General features: G+C 53.8%; 21 protein-coding genes. 17 read left to right on the forward strand and 4 right to left on the reverse strand.

The annotated features are described in order from the left end of the window. The 6 genes from hypB (at nucleotide 1) to lepB (ending at nucleotide 5,944) form a co-directional block, all read left to right on the forward strand. Nucleotides 1–663, forward strand: a complete 663-nt coding sequence (gene hypB, locus NK662_RS17720) for a hydrogenase nickel incorporation protein HypB (RefSeq protein WP_254760284.1) — start codon at nucleotides 1–3, stop codon at nucleotides 661–663. Then, nucleotides 612–2,900, forward strand: coding sequence for a carbamoyltransferase HypF (hypF, locus tag NK662_RS17725; protein WP_254760285.1), 2,289 nt, complete (start codon nucleotides 612–614; stop codon nucleotides 2,898–2,900). Before hypB ends, hypF begins: the two co-directional genes overlap by 52 nt. Nucleotide 2,901: 1 nt before the next feature. Then, nucleotides 2,902–3,138 carry a HypC/HybG/HupF family hydrogenase formation chaperone gene (locus tag NK662_RS17730; protein WP_254760286.1) on the forward strand — a complete coding sequence of 79 codons (237 nt, stop codon included), beginning with the start codon at nucleotides 2,902–2,904 and terminating at the stop codon, nucleotides 3,136–3,138. Continuing rightward, nucleotides 3,110–4,219, forward strand: coding sequence for a hydrogenase formation protein HypD (gene hypD, locus NK662_RS17735; RefSeq protein ID WP_254760287.1), 1,110 nt, complete (start codon nucleotides 3,110–3,112; stop codon nucleotides 4,217–4,219). Before NK662_RS17730 ends, hypD begins: the two co-directional genes overlap by 29 nt. A gap of 2 nt (nucleotides 4,220–4,221) precedes the next feature. Beyond that, nucleotides 4,222–5,217, forward strand: coding sequence for a hydrogenase expression/formation protein HypE (gene hypE, locus NK662_RS17740; protein WP_254760288.1), 996 nt, complete (start codon nucleotides 4,222–4,224; stop codon nucleotides 5,215–5,217). 160 nt (nucleotides 5,218–5,377) lie between these two features. Then, entirely contained in the window at nucleotides 5,378–5,944 is a 567-nt protein-coding gene (lepB, locus tag NK662_RS17745; RefSeq protein ID WP_254760289.1) for a signal peptidase I, read from the forward strand. Nucleotides 5,945–6,063: 119 nt separating this feature from the next. On the opposite strand, the gene NK662_RS17750 is transcribed toward lepB, so the two are convergent. Further along, nucleotides 6,064–6,795: a ZIP family metal transporter gene (locus NK662_RS17750; RefSeq protein WP_254760290.1), complete on the reverse strand. Its 732-nt coding sequence runs from the start codon at nucleotides 6,793–6,795 to the stop codon at nucleotides 6,064–6,066. A 154-nt stretch (nucleotides 6,796–6,949) separates the two neighbouring features. Between NK662_RS17750 and NK662_RS17755 the strand changes: the two genes are divergently transcribed. The 3 genes from NK662_RS17755 (at nucleotide 6,950) to NK662_RS17765 (ending at nucleotide 9,335) form a co-directional block, all read left to right on the forward strand. Continuing rightward, complete coding sequence (locus NK662_RS17755) at nucleotides 6,950–7,360, forward strand: hypothetical protein (RefSeq protein ID WP_254760291.1); 411 nt, start codon at nucleotides 6,950–6,952, stop codon at nucleotides 7,358–7,360. A 139-nt stretch (nucleotides 7,361–7,499) separates the two neighbouring features. Beyond that, nucleotides 7,500–8,345 (forward strand): exonuclease, encoded by an 846-nt coding sequence (locus tag NK662_RS17760; protein WP_254760292.1) that lies wholly within the window; start codon nucleotides 7,500–7,502, stop codon nucleotides 8,343–8,345. A gap of 276 nt (nucleotides 8,346–8,621) precedes the next feature. Then, on the forward strand, nucleotides 8,622–9,335 hold the full coding sequence (locus tag NK662_RS17765; RefSeq protein WP_254760293.1) for a hypothetical protein: 714 nt from the start codon (nucleotides 8,622–8,624) through the stop codon (nucleotides 9,333–9,335). A 115-nt stretch (nucleotides 9,336–9,450) separates the two neighbouring features. Here the strand turns inward: NK662_RS17765 and NK662_RS17770 are convergent, their stop codons facing one another. Next, entirely contained in the window at nucleotides 9,451–10,383 is a 933-nt protein-coding gene (locus NK662_RS17770) for a manganese-dependent inorganic pyrophosphatase (protein WP_254760294.1), read from the reverse strand. Nucleotides 10,384–10,644: 261 nt separating this feature from the next. On the opposite strand from NK662_RS17770, the gene NK662_RS17775 reads away from it, so the two are divergent. The 3 genes from NK662_RS17775 (at nucleotide 10,645) to NK662_RS17785 (ending at nucleotide 12,955) form a co-directional block, all read left to right on the forward strand. After that, nucleotides 10,645–11,796, forward strand: a complete 1,152-nt coding sequence (locus NK662_RS17775; RefSeq protein WP_254760295.1) for an MFS transporter — start codon at nucleotides 10,645–10,647, stop codon at nucleotides 11,794–11,796. 63 nt (nucleotides 11,797–11,859) lie between these two features. Beyond that, the gene (locus tag NK662_RS17780; protein WP_254760296.1) at nucleotides 11,860–12,030 is read left to right on the forward strand and encodes a hypothetical protein; all 171 of its coding nucleotides are present in this window, start codon (nucleotides 11,860–11,862) and stop codon (nucleotides 12,028–12,030) included. Between the two features lie 139 nt (nucleotides 12,031–12,169). After that, a complete protein-coding gene (locus tag NK662_RS17785) occupies nucleotides 12,170–12,955 on the forward strand; it encodes an HAD family hydrolase (RefSeq protein ID WP_254760297.1) in 786 nt (261 codons plus the stop codon). 43 nt (nucleotides 12,956–12,998) lie between these two features. On the opposite strand, the gene NK662_RS23625 is transcribed toward NK662_RS17785, so the two are convergent. Then, nucleotides 12,999–13,133: a hypothetical protein gene (locus NK662_RS23625; RefSeq protein ID WP_279665068.1), complete on the reverse strand. Its 135-nt coding sequence runs from the start codon at nucleotides 13,131–13,133 to the stop codon at nucleotides 12,999–13,001. A gap of 97 nt (nucleotides 13,134–13,230) precedes the next feature. Continuing rightward, entirely contained in the window at nucleotides 13,231–14,190 is a 960-nt protein-coding gene (locus NK662_RS17790) for a D-2-hydroxyacid dehydrogenase (RefSeq protein ID WP_254760298.1), read from the reverse strand. A 179-nt stretch (nucleotides 14,191–14,369) separates the two neighbouring features. On the opposite strand from NK662_RS17790, the gene NK662_RS17795 reads away from it, so the two are divergent. The 5 genes from NK662_RS17795 to NK662_RS17815 all read left to right on the forward strand — a co-directional run bounded on the left by NK662_RS17795 (nucleotide 14,370) and on the right by NK662_RS17815 (nucleotide 18,437). Further along, the gene (locus NK662_RS17795; protein WP_254760299.1) at nucleotides 14,370–15,293 is read left to right on the forward strand and encodes a DMT family transporter; all 924 of its coding nucleotides are present in this window, start codon (nucleotides 14,370–14,372) and stop codon (nucleotides 15,291–15,293) included. 67 nt (nucleotides 15,294–15,360) lie between these two features. After that, the gene (locus tag NK662_RS17800) at nucleotides 15,361–15,645 is read left to right on the forward strand and encodes a DUF3219 family protein (protein ID WP_254760300.1); all 285 of its coding nucleotides are present in this window, start codon (nucleotides 15,361–15,363) and stop codon (nucleotides 15,643–15,645) included. Between the two features lie 5 nt (nucleotides 15,646–15,650). Then, the gene (locus NK662_RS17805) at nucleotides 15,651–16,640 is read left to right on the forward strand and encodes an LLM class flavin-dependent oxidoreductase (RefSeq protein WP_254760381.1); all 990 of its coding nucleotides are present in this window, start codon (nucleotides 15,651–15,653) and stop codon (nucleotides 16,638–16,640) included. A gap of 591 nt (nucleotides 16,641–17,231) precedes the next feature. Then, entirely contained in the window at nucleotides 17,232–17,870 is a 639-nt protein-coding gene (locus NK662_RS17810) for a chromate transporter (protein WP_254760301.1), read from the forward strand. Continuing rightward, complete coding sequence (locus tag NK662_RS17815; RefSeq protein WP_254760302.1) at nucleotides 17,871–18,437, forward strand: chromate transporter; 567 nt, start codon at nucleotides 17,871–17,873, stop codon at nucleotides 18,435–18,437. Nucleotides 18,438–18,441: the final 4 nt, after the last annotated feature.

Here is an 18,441-nt window from a genome sequence, read left to right on the forward strand (position 1 = left end):
GTGAAAATTGAACTGAAAACAGCTGTGTTAGTGGACAACAATCATGCGGCTGCCTTTAACCGGGAATTGTTTCAAAAAACGAATACACTGGTGGTCAACCTGATGAGTTCACCGGGAGCAGGCAAAACAACGCTTTTGGAAACCACCGTGCAAGCGTTATCCGGCCAGTACCGGATCGGTGTTATTGAAGGGGACTTGGCAACAGAGCGCGATGCGGACCGGATTCGGGCGCTTGGTGCGGTTGCCCACCAAATTAATACGCACGGCGGCTGCCATCTGGATGCCCGGATGATCGCCAAAGCGCTGCCGCACTTTTCATTGGAGGAGATTGATATTTTGTTTATTGAAAATGTCGGCAATCTGGTCTGTCCATCCGGCTATGACCTCGGACAGCATCATAAGGTGGCGGTGCTGAGTGTGCCGGAGGGCAATGATAAAATTGCGAAATATCCAACGATGTTTTTGCGCACCGAGCTTGTCCTGCTGAACAAAATGGATTTGCTGCCATATCTGGATTTCAGTGTCGGGGAGGCGCGGCAGGACCTGCAGGCCATCAACCCGCAGTCCGAACTGTATGCGCTGTCCGCCAGAACGAATGAGGGGATGGAATTATGGTACCGATGGATCGAGCAAGCGTACAAACGGCAGATACAGCACGTCTGATTACGATTCGGGGTCGGGTGCAGGGGGTCGGGTTCCGGCCTTTTCTGTTTGCATTGGCGCGGGACTGCTCACTCAGCGGAACCGTGCAAAACAATATGGACGGAATCCGGCTCATCGTCGAGGGAAAAGAAGAGGATGTGCAGACCTTTCTGGCGCAGCTGCCGCTGCGTGCGCCGCGTCTGTCGCGCATGGACGAAATCCAGGTGCAAAGCATGGCGCCAGCTGGCTATGCCGGCTTTTCCATCCTCCCAAGTGAAGCAGAGGGGACATCCACGCTGGTGCTGCCGGCCGATGCCGCCATTTGCGCGGATTGTCTCCGGGAGCTGTATGATCCCCGGGACCCCCGCTATCGTTATCCGTTTATCAACTGCACCCAATGCGGCCCCCGCTATACCATGATTGAGTCCCTGCCCTATGACCGCCCGGCGACAAGCATGAAATCATTTGCCATGTGCCCGGCTTGCCGGGAGGAATATGAAAATCCGCTTTCCCGCCGCCACCACGCCCAGCCCATCGCCTGTCCGGCATGCGGTCCGCAGCTGTCTTTATTCAGCGTAGAGGGGGAGCTGACAGAGGGGGAGCCGATTGCGGAAACGGCGGCTCTGCTGCGGAGCGGCCGCATTGTGGCAATCAAGGGGATCGGCGGCTATCATCTGGCTTGTGATGCGGAGGACGACGGGGCGGTGCAGCAGCTGCGCTTGCGAAAGCAACGGCCGCAAAAGCCGCTGGCCATCATGGCAAAATCGCTGGGGCATATCCGGCGGATCTGCCATGTCACACCAGAAGAGGAACAGCTGCTGCTGTCTCCGGAAGCACCCATCGTGCTGCTTCAGAAAAGGGAGGAATGCAGGCTGTCGCCGGATTTGGCGCCGGGCATGATGACGCTTGGAGTGATGCTGCCATATACGCCGCTGCATCATCTGCTGCTTGATGAGCTGCCTTACCTGGTGATGACCAGCGCAAATCCATCCGGCCTGCCCATGCTGTACCGTGAGGAGGAAGCGTTTGGCTATCTAAAAGGGATTGCGGACTATGTACTGTCCCATAACCGGGATATTTTGCAACCGATTGATGACTCTGTTGTACAGATGATCAACGGCGAGACAGATTTCATCCGCCGGGCGCGCGGCTATGCGCCGGATCCGATTTCAACAAAGCGGGATGTACACGGCATTCATGCTGCCGGATCCCGGCAGAAAAACACATTCGCGATCGGCCGTGGGAAACAGGTGTTTCTGAGCCCGCATATCGGCGATCTGAGTCATTTGGAAATGCTGGCGCATTGGCAGAAGGAGCATCACCACCTGTCCCACTGGGGACAGGCAGCGGAGCGCGGTGTGATTGATATGCATCCAGGCTTCGACATGAACCGCTTGCTTGGGGATATCCCCCTCGCACACGTACAGCACCACCATGCTCATATGGTGTCCTGCATGGAGGATACCGGCCTGACTGCCCCATGCTTTGGTCTTATCCTGGACGGCACTGGATATGGGTCGGATGGTAACCTTTGGGGCTTTGAGCTGTTATATGGCAGTGCGGGCTCCTGGAAACGGCTTGGCCACCTCGGATACGTACCGCTGCCGGGCGGCGAGCAAAGCATTCGGGAGCCGTGGCGCACGGCAGTGAGCTATCTCGTACAAACATTTGGCGTACATGGTGTGGGCCTGGCCATGGAGGTGTTTCCGGAACGAAAAAAAGAAATTCCGATTTTATATCATTTGATTGAACGGAAGATGAACACGCCGCTGGCCGGCACGTGCGGCCGCCTGTTTGATGCCGTGAGCGCCATACTTGGCATTTGCCATCGTTCGACCTATGAAGGAGAAGCGGCAATCAAGCTGTCCGAGCTCGTCCGCTTTTCCGGCCGGTCTGCTGCGGCATACTGCCACAGTCTCGAGCAAACAGATATCTGGGAGCTGAATATGCTGCCGATGCTCGAGGAGCTCATGCAGGACCTGCGGCATGGGGTGCCGGCTGTCGTCATGGCGGAACGGTTTCATGAGACCGTGGTGCAGGGGGCGGCAGCTCTGGTGGATGCGGCAAGGCTGCCCTCGCACAGCCGGCGCGTGGTGCTATCCGGCGGCTCCTTCCACAATCCATATTTGCGGACATATATCCGCCAGGAGCTGGAGAAGCGCGGGTATGAGGTGTATACACACAAACGGGTGCCATGCAATGATGGGGGAATTTCCCTCGGCCAGTTGATTGCGGCAGCACAGAAAGGGGAGAGCTAGCATGTGCATTGGAGTGCCGGCGCGTGTGTTGGAGCGTGATGAATATAGCGCGGTTGTGGATGTGATGGGGACACAAATGACAGTCGGCATTATCTTCACGACCGATGTGAAGATACATGACTACGTCATCGTCCATGCCGGACAGGCCATGTCGATCGTGGATGAAGAGTATGCAAGGGAAAGCTTGCTGGAGTGGAGGGCGTTGATTCATGCAAGAGATCTTGAAGGAATTTCATAGCCGTCCGCTCAGCATCGAGGCGGCGAAGCGGGTCAGAGAACAGGCCGCTCTGTTTTACAGCAAATTTGGACGCCAGCCGGTGCTCATGGAGGTATGCGGCTCCCATACGATGTCGCTGACCCGTTCCGGGTTAAAGCAGGCGCTTGTGGACCATGTGCAGCTCATCTCCGGCCCAGGATGCCCGGTCTGTGTCACAGACCAGGCATCCATTGATGGCATGATTGCCCTGGCAAACAGAGAAAATACAATTCTTTGCACCTTCGGCGACATGATGCGGGTGCCAGGCAGCAGCGGCTCGCTGCTGCAGGCCAAAACAGCAGGGAAGGATATCCGCATCGTCTACAGCCCGCTGGACAGCCTGACCGTCGCCCGGCAGCATCCCGACAAAGAGGTGGTGTTTCTTGGCATCGGCTTTGAAACAACGATTCCGATTCTGGCACTGCTCTTGCAGCAGGCCGAAGAACAGAACATGGCGAACTTCTCCATCTGGACGGCCACCAAACTCGTGGAGCCTATTATCCGCCATCTGTTGGACAGCGGCGAAGTGCAGGTGGACGGCTTTTTGCTCCCGGGGCATGTATCCATTGTGCTGGGCGAGGAGAACTACACCTTTTTGCGAGAGGCGTATAGCAAGCCCGGTGTCATTACAGGCTTTGAACCCGTGGAAATGGCCATGGGAATCTACCGTCTCTTGTCCATGCTTGTGTCCGGGGAAGCTGCGGTCGGCAATGAGTATAAGAGTGTTGTCGGCAAAAAGGGGAACTCTGCAGCCCGGCAGCTGATGGAGGCTTATTTCGTGCCGGATGCAGAAGCTTGGCGGGGCATCGGTCTTCTGCCGGACAGCGGTTTGCGCATCCGTGATGAGTATGCCGAGTTTGATGCCAAGAAAAAATGGGGCGTGGCAATTCCGCCGCCGCGCAAAACAAAATGCCGCTGCGGCGATATTATCCGCGGCTTGATTGCGCCGCCGGCGTGTCCGCTATATGGCAAAGCCTGCACACCGATGAACCCGATCGGCCCTTGCATGGTGTCGGGCGAAGGCACATGCGCCGCTTACTACCAATACATACGGGAGGAATAGACATGAAACGAATCAGCTTGGCGCATGGAGACGGAGGAGAACTGACACACACACTCATTCAGGAGCTGTTTCTCTCCGCTTTCCAAACAACCGCTTCTCCCATGCTGGATGCGGCCATTGTTTCCATGCCGGCAAATGAGATTGCTGTTACAACAGACAGCTTCGTGGTGCAGCCGCTCTTTTTTCCCGGCGGCGACATCGGCAAGCTGGCCGTGGCCGGAACCGTAAATGATCTGGCTGTAAGCGGCGCCGTGCCCCTGTATATGACGTGCGGCTTCATTATCGAGGAAGGCTTTCCGTATGCGGATCTGCAGCGCATTGTCAACAGCATAGCGGCCGAGGCTGCCAAAAACGGGATTTCCATTGTGGCGGGGGATACAAAGGTGGTGGAACGCGGCAGCTGTGACGGAGTGTTCATCAACACAACCGGAATCGGGGTGGTCCGCCATAAAAGTAAGGCTGCTTATCTGCAAGAAGGGGATGCCGTCATTGTCAGCGGCTCCATCGGCGACCATGGCATTGCCATTTTGGCGGCGCGCAATGAACTTGGCTTCACGACAGAAGTCGAATCGGACTGTGCCTCACTGTCGGCGATGATTGAGGATGTGCAGCATGGAACGGGCGGTGTCCGTATCATGAGGGATCCAACCCGCGGCGGGCTGGCCACTTCCCTTGTGGAAATTTGTGAAGATTTTGGCATTACCATCATCCTGGAGGAGGAGGACTTGCCGGTGCATCCAGCTGTCGCCGGTGCATGCGACCTGCTCGGGTTTGATCCCATGTATGTGGCAAATGAAGGAAAAGTCATTCTGATTGTGTCAGCTGCGGAGGCGGAACAGACGCTGTCCCTTCTGCGGCAGCATCCGGAGGGAGCAGAAGCCGCCATCATTGGCCGGATAACAGACACACAGTCCGGCGAGCTCCGCGTGCGCACCGTATTTGGCGCCACAAGGAAGCTGCGGCGCTTGCATGGCATGCAGCTGCCGCGCATTTGCTGACCCACTGCAGGGGAGGAAAGGCGGAGCCCTTTCCTCTTTTTGCTGCAATCTGACACACGAAACGGATAAAGAATCTGCAGGGAGGGGATATAACGGTTGTAGGGAAAAGTGAAAATATGTTAAGCTGATGAAAGCATGGAAAAGAAAGGCAGGTTTTAATTTGAAACGCAGCGCAACAAAAGAAATATGGAGCTGGATCAGTTCAATTTTCCTCGGTTTGCTGTTGGCGGCCGTCGTCAGTGTGTTCATCGTACAGCCTTATCAGGTGCAGGGACACTCTATGGATCCGACTCTGTATGATCAGGAGCATATCATTGTTTCGAAGCTGTCACATACCTTTTCACGGCTGCCGGGCTATGGTGATATTGTCATTATAGACAGCCGGACAGGCCGGGAGCGCACGCTGAAGGATGATTTGCTGGAAAACGGCGTCATGCAGCTGTTTGTGAAACCGGAGGAAGGACATGCTCTTTATATCAAACGGGTAATCGGCAAGCCGGGCGACACCATTGAAATTAAAGAGGGGCGTGTGTACCGGAATGGCAAGGAGCTGAAGGAGACCTACATCAAAGAGCCGATGCTGGCAGACAACCAGACGTGGACCGTTCCAGCCAAGCATGTATTTGTGATGGGCGATAACCGCAATGACAGCCGTGACAGCCGTCAAATCGGCTTTATTCCGCAGGACCACGTGCTGGGGAAGAAGATTTCAAACATTTCTTGGTAATGAAAAAGCAAGGGCATGTTCCCTTGCTTTTTTATATGGGAAAAATGGAAGGGAACTCTTCCCCGGGAAGTCTGAAAGTGCCCGGACGGACAGGCATGGTCCCTTTTAGGCGGTTGTTGTCAGCTGAAGATGTGGCCGATATAAATCATAACAAGAAGTCCGAGGATAAAGGCATAGGTGGATGGGCGCTCGTAGCCGTGGCCATGGCTTTCCGGGATGAGCTCTTTATATACGATAAACATCATGGCACCGGCTGCAAAGGCCAGGCCATAGCCAATTAAGGCTTCCACATGGCTGGCAGCCGCATAGCCGATGACTGCGGAAATCATTTCGACAACACCTGTTAAAAAGACAATAAAAAAGGTGTTCAGCTTGCTTACTTGCGAATTCATCAGAAATACAGCCAGAATCAGCCCTTCAGGTATATTTTGTGCGCCAATCGCAATCGCAACCATTACCCCCAGGCTTTGATTATCACTGGCGAAGCTGAAGCCCGAGCTCATACCCTCCGGGATATTATGGATAATAAGGGCCATAATGACCAGCAAATATTTGGGATGTAAGTACTGAATGTCCGTATTATGCTCCACGTCAATATGCGGGATATTTTTTTCGATCAAATCAAGAAACACAATGCCCACCAATAGCCCGACTGTCAGCGCCAAAATGCCGGATTCCTTCAATGCCTGCGGCAGCAGGCCGAAGGTGGAGGCAGACACCATAATGCCGGCTGCGAAGGCGATTAAAATGTCCTTCCAGCGCTCGGACAGCTTTTGGATAAAGAAAAAGGGGACAGCGCCCAGTACAGTTGCCATGGCAGAAATAAAACTGCCGAGTAGAGCTGTTGCCATACGGAAAACTCCTTACTCTTTGTTCTAAGCCTTTTTTGGCTTGTAGCAGTATATGAAATTGCCACGCACATGTTCCTTGTCCTTGAATTGCGGACAACTAGTATAGCAAAGCGGCAACGTGGATATGACTGACAGATAGTAAGGAGGGAAGATGATGACATATGTACGCGCATTGCTAGTCCTCGCTGTTTGTGTCATGGTGTCCGGCTGTGCCTTCGGCGGGCAGGAACAGGAGCAGGTGCAACCGGTGAACCAGACAGCGCCGGCCGGCATCAAAAGTGGTGTTGAAGATGTCTTGCAGGAGCTGAAAAAGCTGCAGGCTGCCATGAAGCAGGAGCCGCGGCAGCAGGATATCCAACAATTCGGCAAGGCATTGGCAACCAAATGGGATGCCTTTGAAGGAGATGTGGAGAAGTCCTATCCGGCACAATACGAGACCATTGAGAAGAATTTGTATCCGCTTATTGCCGAAACAGGAAAAAGCCCGCTTGATCTGCAGAAAATCCAGACCCTCGTTGAAAACGTGCAAAGGGATTTATCCAAGTTTTTGGAGCAGCTGCAATAGATGGCCGGCTGTCTTCGGTTTTTGGCCGGAGGCAGCTTTTTTGCGTCTGTTTCGTCCATCTCGCCTATTTCCCGGTTCATACTGGCAAAGAAATAAGGTACAATAGAGAAATGAGACGAAAAAGAGGTAGTGAACGCAAATGGAAGCAGAACATTATATTGTATTTGACTTAGAACGAAATTTCCGGCCATACCAATCGGATTTCCCGGCTGAAATTGTAGATATGGGTGCGGTCAAAATTGATCCGCAGACGATGGAGATCGTGGACACATTCTCCGCTTTTGTGAAGCCCACTGCCCCTTTATCCAAGCACACCACGAAGCTGACCGGGATTGAGAAGCAGGACGTCAAGCAGGCGCCACGGTTCCGGCAGGTGCTGGCAGCATTCCGCTCCTTTATCGGCAGCAGCTATATCCTGGTTACCTGGGGTAAGGAGGACTACGAATTTTTGAAGGAAGACTGCACGCGGCACGGTCTTGACTGTCCGGATATGAGCAAGGAGCGCCGGTTTGACCTGCAGCAATTTGTATTCCGGGCTTATGAAGAGCTGTTTCCCAATCAACCAAGCCTGCGTCTGGCCGTGGAGCAGTTTGGGCTGGAGTGGCAGGGAGAGCAGCACCGCGCACTGGCTGATGCTGAAAATACGGCGAATATTTTTCTGAAGGCAGCGGCGGAACGCGACCTGAAGCATGCCTACCGGAGAAGCACTGATGTCGTGTTCATCGTGGAAGGGGCATTGAGCGAAAAGGGCAAACGCAAGCTGATGCGCTGGATTATAAAGGAAATGAAAAAGCGGAAGGCAGACCATTTGACATGGAAGTCGTTTCTCCGCAGCAAAACGTGGGCAAATGCCATGGAGCAGCATGAGTTCGATGAAGCAGCCATTGCGCAGTTGGAAGCGAACTTTGCGGAGGCACTGCAGAATGTGAAAAAGCTGCAGCAGGCAAAAGCGAAGGCACAGACAGCTGCCACACCGGCGCCATAAAGAAAAGCAGCCGTACAGTAAGGCCTGCCCTTCAAAAAAATCTCCTGATGTTCAGGGGATTTTTTTATTTTCGGTTTGCAAATTCCGGCGGCAATCTGATAAATTCGATGCGGAAATGGCTCGCATTCGTTCGACTGCCGGCCGGATTCATCGGGATTTCTTGGAATATGGCGATAAAATGGATGAATATGGAAGTAGGAATCCGGAATACAAAGGTGGAATCTGTATAGGCATAGGCAAGAAAAACCTGTAAGCGTCTGGAAAGGTAGGGATGATATGAAAGTTGCCAAGCTGCAACCCAAGAAAAGCCATACCCGCATCTTTGTCAGCTTCTCGGGAGTCCAAGCGAAGCAAGCTCGTCTGGCAGAAGTGCAAAAGAAAGCCGGCAAAGAGGTGACTCTCTGCATCGAGCTGGATGAACAAGGAAGGTTCCAGGATGCGTATGCTGTACGCAAGGGAGAAATGCTGCGCTCGCGCTTTGCGGCCAGACAGGAAGGAAAGCATGAGCCGCATGAAACCATCAAGGTGAGACAGCATGCTTCAGGGGAAGTGGAGTACATCATCACAGACGCTGTATCCATCATCTGCCGGGAAACAGAGCACAGCTATGAGTATGTGCTGGTGCATCAGGTGAAGGAAGCCAGCCGCCGCAAATCGAAGCGGAAGAAGGCCGAGAAGGTGGAAGTGGCTGAACGAATCTTGTTCGTCATCGGCAAGACAGCGGTGGAATACCCGGTTCAGCAGCCGAAAGCAAGAGCGGCAGCGAAGAGAAACCATGTGCTGCCGGAATCTCAGCATGGCAGAGATCCGGGCCGCGTGATTGCATGGGGATGGGGCCATCCGAAAGCAGGGGAACTGCATAGTCCAATCAGGAGCATTGCACTGAGGGAATTCGGTGCAGCCGCGTACCGTGTGACAGTGGTCCTCCGGTTCCTTGGTCCAGGTGATCGCAGCCTGCCCCAGCCGCGCGCCGAGCCTATGGCCGGCTAAAGAGAGAACAACCTGATTTACTTCATATAGAATTTGCTGTATTGGATGAACCGCGGAACGCACGCGGTTCTTTATTTTTGTACAAAAAACCCGCCAAAAGGGCGGGTCTGTTGTATTACAGTCGGTTGAACGCTTCTGTCAGAACAGGAACGATTTGCTTCTTGCGGGAAACAACGCCCTTCAGTACAGCAGTGTTGTTGGAAAGTGTCACATTGTACGCCTTTTCCACTGCGTGAGCGGAACGGCCAAGCGCCAGTGCCACAGAGTCGTTTGTCAGGATGTCTGTTACCACGAACAGGAACAGATCCAAGCCTTTTTCTTCAATGACACGGTTCAACGCCTCTTCTACCTCAGCCTGGCGGGACATGACATCGTTTGTGTCCACCGCGTTCACCTGGGCAATTTCAACCTTGCTGCCGCCCATTTGGAATTCCTTTGCATCCAGGGAAATCAGCTGCTCGATTGTCTTGTCGCTCAAATCAGCGCCAGCCTTCAGCATGGCCAGACCGTAGCTGTCCGCATCGACACCGGCGATTTCAGCCAGTTCGCGTGCTGCTGCCACATCTTCCTCCGTGCAGGTTGGAGATTTGAACAGCAGGGAATCGGAAATGATGGCAGACAGCATCAGGCCCGCCACGTTCTTCTGGATTGCCACGCCTTTTTCCTTGTACATCTTGTTTAAGATGGTTGCGGTGCAGCCAACCGGCTCAGCGCGGTAATATAATGGATCGCTTGTCTCAAAGTTTGCGATACGGTGGTGGTCAATTACCTCCAGCACGCGCACGGCATCAATATCATCAGCGCTTTGCTGGCGTTCGTTGTGGTCGACAAGGATGACACCGTTCACTTCATTGGCAACTGTTTTCACCAGGCGGGGCGCTTCTGCCTGGAATTGCTCCAGTGCATAGGCTGTTTCGCCGTTAATTTCGCCGAGGCGCACCGGCTCTGCATCCACGCCCAAGGCTTTCTTCAGTTCAGCATAGGCGATTGCTGAGCAAATTGTGTCCGTGTCAGGGTTTTTGTGTCCAAAAATCAATACTTTTTCCATAGCTCTACTCCTTGCATTATCAGTATATGAGGAAGCCGGGTTCCCTGCATGTCAAATTCATGCTGTCCACCGCTTTATTTTACCATATCATCCTCATTTTTCACTCCTCCAATATAAGCGATTCCGCAGGATTCTACAAGAAAATTGAGCGTAAGCCGCAAAAACGGCCCATACATTTCATGTATGGGCCGTTCAAGGTATGCTACAATTTAATATGTAAAGTTTCATGTAGCGAAATACATATGGTCAAGGGGGATACATATGAAGCAACGATACGTGCTCCTTATTCTTGCCTTATTCGCAGTGTCAATGAACCTGCGCCCGGCGATTACATCCATCTCACCCTTGCTGCAGGACATCCGGCAGGATCTCGGCATGAATGGAACAGCCGCGAGCTTTCTTACGGCTCTGCCGGTGTTATGCATGGGCCTCTTCGCGCCGGCTGCGACAAGCCTGGAGCAAAGATGGGGCATGAAGCCGGTGGTGGCCGGCTGTCTGCTGTTGATCGGCGCTGCCACAGCAGCCCGCCTCGTTGCCGTGCATACAGGATGGCTGCTGCTGACAGCCGGGCTCATTGGAATTGGCATTGCCATTGCCGGTCCCTTGCTGTCGGGTTTTATTAAGATGTATTTCCCGAATCGCGCGGGTGCCATGGTCGGAATTTATACACTTGGCATGGGCGCAGGCGCGTCGCTTGGAGCTGGGATGGCGGTGCCCTTGCAGCAGGCATTCGGGTTCTGGAGCAGCTCGCTCGCCGTATGGGCCCTGCTTGCCGGGGCGGCCCTGTTGATTTGGCTGGCCATTGTTCCAACTGGAAAGCAGGCGGCGCGGGCTGCCGGGGGGAAGCTGCCTTGGCGGACACCCCGGGCTTGGTTGATTACACTCTTTTTCGGTTTGCAGTCGGCCTTGTTTTATGCCGCAACTGCCTGGCTTGCCCCGTATCTGCGCTCTCTTGGATTCGGGGCTGGAGAAGCGGGTCTTGTGGTGACCGGATTCTCGCTCCTGCAAATGTTCTTTTGCTTCTTGATTCCGAATCTGTCAGAGAAAACGCCGCGGCGGCGGCCGTGGCTTCTCGCCTCCAGCACCGCGGCGCTTGCCGGATTTCTCCTGCTGCTGGCAGTTCCGATGGTAAGCGTTTGGCTTGCTGTTGTGTTCCTGAGCACCGGGCTAGGAGGGCTGTTTCCGCTCGCGCTGCTGCTGCCGCTGGATGAAACAGACACGCCTGCTGCCGCCAGTGCCTGGACTGCCATGGCCTCCAGCGCGGGGTATGCCATCGGGAGCATCGGCCCGATCCTGGTGGGAACTCTGCTGGATCTATCGGGAAGCTTCCATTTTGCCCTTGCCAGTGTCCTGCTGCTGTGTGTGGCTATGATCCTCTGTTCACTGCCGCTCGGCACAAGAGCGAGAAAGTAGTACATACTTTTCCTTTGTCAGCGCATAATGTCAGGTAGAATGATGTACGGAGGTGAACTGTCCGTGAATGAGAACAGAATGAAGCCGGTGTACCGGCGCAGTGAAATCCCGACCAGTATGACAGCAGCCGAAGAGGAACGCTTCTGGCAGGCGCATTATATGTCGGAGCCGCTCCTCAATGAGATGTTCGCCATTGGGCAGGTAAACACTGTTCATACAGCGGAAGACGAATGATGAAATGGGCTGTCCATCCCGGACAGTCTATTTTTTATGATATTGATTAAAAATTCACGCAATTCGCAAGCCATATGTAAAAAAAGGTGGTATGATAGGCGTAATATTCATCAAAGCATACAGTAAGAGAGGGACTACAATGATAAAAGCCATCCTATTTGATTTAGACGATACCCTTCTGTGGGACCAGAAAAGTGTGCAAGAAGCCTTCCGTGCGACATGCCTTCTTGCCGGGGAGAAATATGGCGTGCATCCGGAAGAACTGGAGGAGGCGGTACGGCAGGAAGCCCGCGATTTATATGCTTCTTACGAGACATACGAGTTTACCCAGATGATTGGAATTAACCCATTTGAAGGGCTCTGGGGCAACTTCTTGGATGAGGAAGACAATTTCCGCAAGCTGTGCGCTATTGTGCCCTTATATCGGAAGGAAGCCTGGACACGGGGATTGCGTGCCATGGGGATTGAGGATGAAGCATTTGGCGCGGAGTTGGCGGAGCGGTTTCCCGCAGAGCGCCGCCGCTTGCCTTTCGTATATGAGGAAACGTTCCGGGTGCTGGACGAGCTGAAGGGGAAGTATCAGCTGCTGCTCTTGACAAATGGTTCTCCGGACTTACAGCAGACAAAGCTGACCATTACCCCGGAGTTTGTGCCGTATTTTGACCATATCGTCATTTCCGGCGCGTTTGGCCGCGGCAAGCCGGACCCATCGATCTTTGAGCATGCCCTGTCACTCCTGGGACTTCAAAAGGAGGAAGCGGTCATGGTGGGGGACAATCTGATGACTGACATTCTCGGAGCATCCCGTGCCGGCATTGCCTCTGTCTGGGTGAACCGCCATGAGAAGGAACGCAATGAAGTGGTGCCGGATTATGAGATTGCCCATCTGGAAGAGCTGTATCCGATTTTAGAAAAGCTGCGGTAAAAGAAAAGCCTTTCTGGAGGCGGTTTGCTCCAGGAAGGCTTTTTTACTTTGTCTTTTTGCTTGTGCCGAATGTATCGTTCGCCTGCGGGCCGGTTTGTGTCAGAATCATCGGCTTTGTGCCGGAAGCGGCATCCGCATTCTGATTCACTTTGCCTTCTTGGATGACTTTCTTCGCCATATGCAGCGCCTCCTTGTACAGAGTTACTGAAAAGAGCTCGTCTCTTCACTCCTTAGTATGAGTCAAACGCCGCCGGTCATGATGGCAAAATTTACAGTTAATAGCCTCTGGTGTAGTCCACCAGATTGATGGCGGGGATGCCGCCATTCAAGTAACGCTGCAAGTTCGGAAGGAAAATGTCGCGAATGACCCGCTCATTGTAGTGCTCGGTGGAGCCGGCCGTGTGCGGTGTGACAATGACGTTGTCCATCCCCCACAGCGGGCTTTCGGCGGGGAGCGGCTCCTGCTCAAACACGTCCAAACCGGCTCCGGCAATTTCTCCCTGCTGCAGTGCTTGCAGGAGGTCTCGCTCTGCCACAAGTTCCCCGCGGCCGATATTGATGAAAAAGGCATTTGGTTTCATGAGCCCAAACTGCTCAGCGCGGAACAGCTGACGTGTCTCATCTGTCAGCGGCAGCGTGACGACCACATAATCGCACCGCGGCAAAATGGTGTGCAGCTGTGCCAAAGTGTGCATTTCATCGACATACGGAGCTGCTTCCCCCGAGCGCCGGATGCCCAGTGTCCGCATTCCGAACGCCTTGGCCAGCCGGGCCGTTTCGCTTCCGATGGCGCCAACGCCGATTATGCCAATGGTTTTCCCGTGAATTTCGAGGGACAAATTGCCATGGTGCCAGGTCTGCTGCAGCTGTTGGCGGACGTATGTATGAATGTTCCGGGTCAGCGCCAGCATGAGCGCAAATATGGTTTCGGAAATTGGATAAGCGTGCACGCCATTGGCGCTTGTCAGCAGGATGCCCTGCTGTTCCATCTCCTGCAGCGGCATTGCATTCACCCCGGCGCTCCAGCTTTGCAGCCAGCGGAGCTTGGATGGCTTGCTGCACAAGTCCCGCACCTCCGTCTTCCAGCCGGCAAGCACCTCGGCTTCCTCTAAATAGGGGAGCCAAACGTCACGGTCCCGCCCGACAATCAGCTTCCAGTCCGGGACAGCCGAAGCGACCTCTTCATGTAAGGCTGAATCCAGATTTTGTGTAATAATCAGCGTTCGCTTTGTCATGTTTGATGCCTCCTTTTCTCCATTCTACCATACATACAGAAAAGTCAGACAATAAAGCAGGAAGGACACGTGTTTTTGTGGAATGTTATGCATGTCTATGTATAACATTTTGTAGAAAAATCTATTTTTTCACCAGGTGAAAAGTTTGTGGTGAAAATAGTTTGGGAAGGAGAGAAGAGATGCTGAAGGAGAAGTATTCTTATATCCTATTGGTGGCGGCCAATCTGATTTGGGGCGGCAACTTTGTTATCGGCCGGGCTGTGGGCCAGTATATTCCGCCATTCACGCTGTCCATGCTGCGTTGGCTTATTGCCTTCTTGGCGCTCAGTCCTTTTTTGTACAAACGGCTGCGGAGGGACTGGGGGGTGTTGCAGAAGCATAAACGGATTGTGGCTGTGCTGGCGCTGACAGGCATTGTCGGCTACAACACGCTGTTATATGCAGCGCTGCACTATACAACCTCTGTGAATGCAGCTGTATTGAACGCAATCACGCCGCTTTGTATTGCAGCCCTGTCTGTATTTCTGCTGAAGGAGAAGCTTGCTTCGGTCCAGATGGCCGGCATTTGCCTGTCGGTTTCCGGGGTGCTGTTCACCTTATCTGAGGGGTCATGGGCCAAGCTGCAGTCCCTGACCTTCAATAGCGGTGATATATTGGTGGTATTGGCTGTTCTGTGCTGGGGGGCATACTCCGTTATCGGCAAAAAGTACGCAAACATCCTGCCTGCTTATACCTCGCTGTATGTGACAGCGGGCCTTGGTGTGCTTGTGTTGCTGCCGTTCAGCGTATATGAGCTGAGCCGTCCGGGGGTGAGGGTGATCTGGGCACCATTCTCTGTATGTGTTCTGTTGTATGTAGGCTTGCTGGCATCCATTGCTGCTTTTTTATCCTGGAATCTTGGTGTCAAGCATGCAGGTGCCGCAAAAGCCGGCGTATTTCTCAATCTGCTTCCGGTGTTTGCGGTCAGCTTCGCCACACTGTTTGCCGGAGAAACGCTCGCCTGGTACCAGGCGGTGGGCGGCGGGGTCGTCATCGCCGGTGTGTTGCTCTCCTCCTTCTTTGCCGGGAAGCCCACCGCGCAGCATATGGAGAAAGCAGGCTAACAGCCTGTTTTCTTGCATGATATCGCCCCGGTGTGGTACGACTATAGGGAGATAGGAGATGACAAGGATGACAGATATTTTCCTGAATGACATGTTGATTCAGGCTTTCGTATATGAAGAACTGCCGGAAAAGGAAGAGCTCGGCATTTCGTTTTCTTTTCATGTAAAAAGCGGCGAAGAGTATCATCGGATTACCACGCTGCTGTATCAAAATCAATTTGCAGTGCATGTGCCGGCACGCGGTCTTTCCTTTACAGGAACCATCCGGCAGTATTACACGTCCTTCACCAATCTGTATGAGGAAAACCAGGTAGGCGAGTTCCACCTCGCGTTAACCGAGGTGCAAGGATGAAAAAGCTGAAGCTGGGCATGCTGGACCAATCCCCCATTCCGGCCGGCCAGACGGCGCGGGAGGCACTTGTGGCATCCGCCAGGCTGGCGCAGTTGGGCGAGGAGCTCGGCTATACCCGGTATTGGATTGCTGAGCACCATGACCTGCAGGGGCTTGCTTCCTCCGTGCCGGAAGTCATGCTCGGGTACATCGGCGCGCAAACGAAGAGCATCCGCATTGGCTCCGGAGCCGTCCTGCTGCCGCATTATCGGCCGTACAAGGTGGCTGAAACCTATAATTTGCTCGCGACGCTGTTTCCCGGCCGTATTGACATAGGGATCGGACGGGCGCCGGGCGGCTCGGCCGAGGCAACAACGGCGCTGTCCGGCCGGTTTTTAGAGGAGGTGTGGAAGCTGCCGGATTCCATCCGGGAGCTGCTGCATTTCCTCCATGGGGATTTCCCGGAAGATCACTTATACGCCAAGGTGAAGGCAGCGCCTGTGCCGGACATCCCGCCGGAGCCGTGGCTGCTCGGGACAAGCGGTAAAAGCGCCAAGCTGGCGGCAGAGCTCGGCATTTCCTATGCCTTCGGGCAGTTTATGAGCGATAAAAATGGGGCGGACCTGCTACGTATGTATCACGAGAGCTTTCAAGGCGGCCGGGGGGCCCGGCCGCAATCGCTGCTGACTGTTTCGGTGATTTGCGCGGAAACGGCAGAGCGGGCAGAAGAAATTGCCGCAAGCAGTCTGCTGTGGCGGGTCCTGCAGGCGAAAGGGGAAGGAAGCGGGGTTCCGTCCATAGAGGAGGCGAAGCTGTATCCATACAGCCCGGAAGAGCAGAGCATGGTGCAGCAGATGAAGGAAAGCATGCTGATTGGAGACCCGCAGACGGTAAAGAAGCAGCTGCTTTCCCTGCGGGAGGCATCTGGTGCGGATGAAATGATGATGGTTACCATCACCCACGATTTTGCTGACAGACTGCAATCCTACCGTTTGCTGGCACGGGAATTGCTGTAAAACATTTTACAAAAAATCCCTATGTACAACAGCAACGCGCGGCTGTATGATAGAGGCATAAGCAGCAACATACCCTCATATTCCTGCGTTGTACGATATGTACTTCGTATTAAAAATCAACACAATTGCAAGGCTGCTCCAAAACAGGCTATGGCTGCCATGTCCCCGAGCCGGGAAAGGCAAAAGTAACCTTGCGGAGCTCATAACTTTTGGGAAACTTGATTTTCCAAACAAGTATGGTCGGCAATTGCGGGAGATGAGATGCAGTATCCAAGGCTGTCCGAGTATTCGGGCAGCCTTTTTGTGTTTATTTTGAGTTCGTACGCAAGAACTGTGCTAGCCCGCACTGTTTTATTTTTTGGTTCTTCCGGCATTGGCGGCACAAAAGGAAGCAGAGCGCGCCGCTGGTTGATGGCTTGCGAATGGGATACCTTTTTTCATTGAAAGATGATAAAATGAATACAGAAGGTTTGCCTGGCAGGGCAGACAGAGAGAAACCCATTAGCTTGTGGTCCGAAACGGAAGCAAGGTAACTGGGTTTTTCGTCTTTTGAGGAGAGAGAACATACGCCGGGAAAGAAGTGGAGAGAAGATGGAAGTATCACAGGGGAAGCAATTGCTGGAGCTGTTTTGGTCCTTTTGTAAAATCGGGCCGGTGACCTTTGGCGGCGGCTATGCGATGCTGCCGGCCATTGAACGGGAAATTGTGGAAAAGAAGGGGTGGCTGACAGAGGAAGAGATGGCCGAGGTCATTTCCATTTCTGGCGCAGCTCCGGGGGGCATCGGCGTCAACGCCGCTGCGTGCATCGGCCATAAGCTGCTGGGGTGGAAGGGGATTGCGGCAGCGGTGACCGGCATTATGCTGCCGACCTTTTTGTTCGTGCTGCTGCTGGCGGTCGGCTTTTCCCATTTTCAGCATCATCCGAAGGTGATGGCGGCATTGAAGGGCATTCAAGTCGGCGTCATCGCACTGATTGCGTATGCCGGCATCCGAATGATCCGGACCACCATTTTGGATAAAACAACTGTCACTACCTTCTTCGTGACACTGGGGCTGCTGCTGTTTCTCGGCATGCCGCCGCTCCTTGTGATTGTGCTGGGCGGGTGCGCCGGGGTGGTGCTTGTGAAGGTGAAGGAAGCCAAGGGTTATCCTGTCTTTCGCGAGAAGGAAGCAAATGCGGAACAGAGCGAGCAGGTGCCGCAGGACTACTACTTCGGGGAGGGGATTTAAGTGGCGTTCGTCAGCTTGCTTGGGACAATGTTTTTCTCCTTCTTCCGCATCGGGCTGCTTTCGTTTGGCGGCGGCTACGCGATGATACCGGTTGTGCAGCATGAGGTGCTGACAAACGGCTGGATGTCCAAGGCGCAGTTTGCCGAAGCGGTCGCACTGGCAGGCATGGCGCCGGGGCCAATCGCCACCAATATCGCGATTTACGTCGGATATCGCACGGCTGGCTGGGTAGGCGGCCTGACAGCCATGCTCGGCATGATTTTGCCATCCCTGCTTATCATTTGGCTGATTGGCACGGTGTTTTACAAGGTCTATCAGAAGGACTGGGTCAAAGCGGCTTTTTATGGATTAAAGCCTGCAGTTGCCGCTTTAATCTTCTTTGCCGCCATCCGCTTGGCCATGGCAAACCCCATGTTTACGGGTGTGACGCGGCAAGGTGTTTCCGTGGATACCCTTCTCACTTACCTGATGTTCGGATTGGCTTTCCTGGCCATTGCCCGCTTTAAGCTGCATCCGCTGTCGGTCATTCTGTTGTCAGGTTTGGTCGGGATTGCGGTATACTTATAGGGAA

The sequence above is a fragment of the Ectobacillus ponti genome (genome assembly GCF_024294785.1).
In the GTDB taxonomy this organism is placed as follows: Bacteria; Bacillota; Bacilli; order Bacillales; family Bacillaceae_G; genus Ectobacillus; species Ectobacillus ponti.

Excerpts from the sequence above, each read along its gene's own strand:
- NK662_RS17760 (WP_254760292.1), top strand. The coding sequence starts at position 7,500 with ATGGAAGCAGAACATTATATTGTATTTGACTTAGAACGAAATTTCCGG.
- NK662_RS23625 (WP_279665068.1), bottom strand. The coding sequence starts at position 13,133 with ATGGCGAAGAAAGTCATCCAAGAAGGCAAAGTGAATCAGAATGCGGAT.
- NK662_RS17775 (WP_254760295.1), top strand. The coding sequence starts at position 10,645 with ATGAAGCAACGATACGTGCTCCTTATTCTTGCCTTATTCGCAGTGTCA.
- NK662_RS17795 (WP_254760299.1), top strand. The coding sequence starts at position 14,370 with ATGCTGAAGGAGAAGTATTCTTATATCCTATTGGTGGCGGCCAATCTG.
- NK662_RS17750 (WP_254760290.1), bottom strand. The coding sequence starts at position 6,795 with ATGGCAACAGCTCTACTCGGCAGTTTTATTTCTGCCATGGCAACTGTA.
- hypD (WP_254760287.1), top strand. The coding sequence starts at position 3,110 with ATGCAAGAGATCTTGAAGGAATTTCATAGCCGTCCGCTCAGCATCGAG.
- NK662_RS17730 (WP_254760286.1), top strand. The coding sequence starts at position 2,902 with ATGTGCATTGGAGTGCCGGCGCGTGTGTTGGAGCGTGATGAATATAGC.
- hypE (WP_254760288.1), top strand. The coding sequence starts at position 4,222 with ATGAAACGAATCAGCTTGGCGCATGGAGACGGAGGAGAACTGACACAC.
- NK662_RS17810 (WP_254760301.1), top strand. The coding sequence starts at position 17,232 with ATGGAAGTATCACAGGGGAAGCAATTGCTGGAGCTGTTTTGGTCCTTT.
- NK662_RS17800 (WP_254760300.1), top strand. The coding sequence starts at position 15,361 with ATGACAGATATTTTCCTGAATGACATGTTGATTCAGGCTTTCGTATAT.
- NK662_RS17790 (WP_254760298.1), bottom strand. The coding sequence starts at position 14,190 with ATGACAAAGCGAACGCTGATTATTACACAAAATCTGGATTCAGCCTTA.
- hypF (WP_254760285.1), top strand. The coding sequence starts at position 612 with ATGGTACCGATGGATCGAGCAAGCGTACAAACGGCAGATACAGCACGT.
- NK662_RS17755 (WP_254760291.1), top strand. The coding sequence starts at position 6,950 with ATGACATATGTACGCGCATTGCTAGTCCTCGCTGTTTGTGTCATGGTG.
- NK662_RS17770 (WP_254760294.1), bottom strand. The coding sequence starts at position 10,383 with ATGGAAAAAGTATTGATTTTTGGACACAAAAACCCTGACACGGACACA.
- NK662_RS17765 (WP_254760293.1), top strand. The coding sequence starts at position 8,622 with ATGAAAGTTGCCAAGCTGCAACCCAAGAAAAGCCATACCCGCATCTTT.
- NK662_RS17785 (WP_254760297.1), top strand. The coding sequence starts at position 12,170 with ATGATAAAAGCCATCCTATTTGATTTAGACGATACCCTTCTGTGGGAC.